Annotated in this window: 2 protein-coding genes; both read left to right on the top strand. The window is 69.9% G+C overall.

What is annotated here, in order from left to right; genetic code table 11:
- Positions 1-127: 127 nt before the first annotated feature.
- A complete protein-coding gene (locus ACWEH3_RS36005; protein ID WP_450026925.1) occupies positions 128-328 on the top strand; it encodes a hypothetical protein in 201 nt (66 codons plus the stop codon).
- Between the two features lie 154 nt (positions 329-482).
- A complete protein-coding gene (locus ACWEH3_RS36000) occupies positions 483-1,646 on the top strand; it encodes a lactate 2-monooxygenase (protein WP_450026923.1) in 1,164 nt (387 codons plus the stop codon).
- The last annotated feature ends 65 nt before the right edge of the window (positions 1,647-1,711 follow it).

The following is a 1,711-nucleotide window of genomic DNA, read 5'->3' as shown; positions in this document are numbered from 1 at the left end:
CAGGTCGTGATGCCTGATGAGCTCGTGGTCGGACTGACCCAGCTGACCAGCTACCGCACCGACCTGATGGCTGACTGGGTGGCCGGGATCAACCGCCGGGCACGCGGGTGCCGCCTACGAACTCGGCATGGTTCGGCTGCGGCGCGGCGATCCCGTCGGGGCCGAATCCTGGTGGCGCACCGCCGCCGACCGCCACGAGCCGCGCGCCATCGCCGAACTCGCCGATCTGCTCGACCAGCTCGGCAAGCACGCGGAGGCCAAGTCCTGGCGGGCCTACGCCGCCGAGCGGCAAGACCCGGACGCGCTCGGCCAGTCGACGCCGCGCTGAACCCCACCGCCCGAGCCGCTGGTGCCGCGCGAGCCACTCGGCGCTTACCGCAGGCTGGTCGAGTCGGGTTTCTCCGGAGTAGGGGGAAGCGTGGCCGCGTCGCTACAGGAACGTATCGGATACATTCATGCATCGAGACGTGGACAGGAGCAGCGTGACCAACTTCGGCGACTACCAGAACGAGATCTACTTCCAAGGGCTCGGCGGTGTGCTGCCCGATTTCCCGATGACGTATGCCGACCTGGAAGCCAAGGCCCGGGCGGCGCTGCCACCGGGGATCTGGTCGTACGTCGCGGGCGGAGCCGGCGATGAGCTCACCCAGCGGGCCAATGTGACGGCCTTCGAGAAACTGGGCCTGATCCCGCGCATGTTGCGCGCGAGCAAGACGCGCGACCTCTCGATCGAGCTGTTCGGCATGACGCTGCCGACGCCGATCTTCCTGGCCCCGGTCGGCGTGATCGGGCTGTGCGCCCAGGACGGGCACGGCGACATCGCCACCGCCAAGGCCGCGGCGCGCACCGGCGTCCCGATGGTGGCCTCCACCCTCACCGTCGATCCGCTCGAGGACGTGGCGGCCGAGTTCGGCGACACCCCCGGGATGTTCCAGCTCTACACCCCCACCGATCGGGATCTCGCGCAGAGCCTCGTCCAGCGGGCGGAAGCGGCGGGATTCAAGGCCATCGTGGTCACTTTGGACACCTGGGTGCCCGGCTGGCGCCCGCGCGATCTGACGGTCTCCAACTTCCCCCAGCTGCGCGGCCACTGCCTGGCCAACTACTTCAGCGATCCGGTCTTCCGGGCCCTGCTGCCCAGCCCACCCGAACAGGATCCGAAAACCGCCGTCCTCACCTGGATCTCGCTGTTCGGCAACGCGTTGACCTGGGACGACCTGGCATGGCTGCGATCGCTGACCGACCTGCCGCTCGTCCTCAAGGGTATCTGCCATCCCGACGACGCGCGGCGCGCCAAGGACGCGGGCGTCGACGGCATCTACTGCTCGAATCACGGCGGCAGACAAGCCAATGGCGGCATCCCCGCGATCGAACATCTGCCGGAGGTGGTCGCGGCGGCCGATGGCCTGCCGGTGCTGTTCGACTCCGGCGTCCGCACCGGCGCCGACATCGTCAAGGCGCTGGCGCTCGGCGCCACGGCCGTCGGCATCGGACGCCCCTACCCCTACGGGCTCGCCCTCGGCGGTGTCGACGGCCTCGTGCACGTGGTGCGTTCGCTGCTCGCCGAGGCCGATCTGCTGATGGCGGTGGACGGCTACCCGACGATCGCCGACCTCGGTCCGGAAGCGATCCGGCGGCTCGCCTGATCCACACGAAACCGCACGTCAGGCGAAGCGCCCCGCGCGTACGGCTCGCCCGGCGAAGGGCGGGC

It is taken from the genome of Nocardia sp. NPDC004718 (assembly GCF_053601535.1).
This window is presented reverse-complemented; position numbering and strand designations above follow the sequence as displayed.

Excerpts from the sequence above, each read along its gene's own strand:
- ACWEH3_RS36005 (WP_450026925.1), top strand. The coding sequence starts at position 128 with ATGGTTCGGCTGCGGCGCGGCGATCCCGTCGGGGCCGAATCCTGGTGG.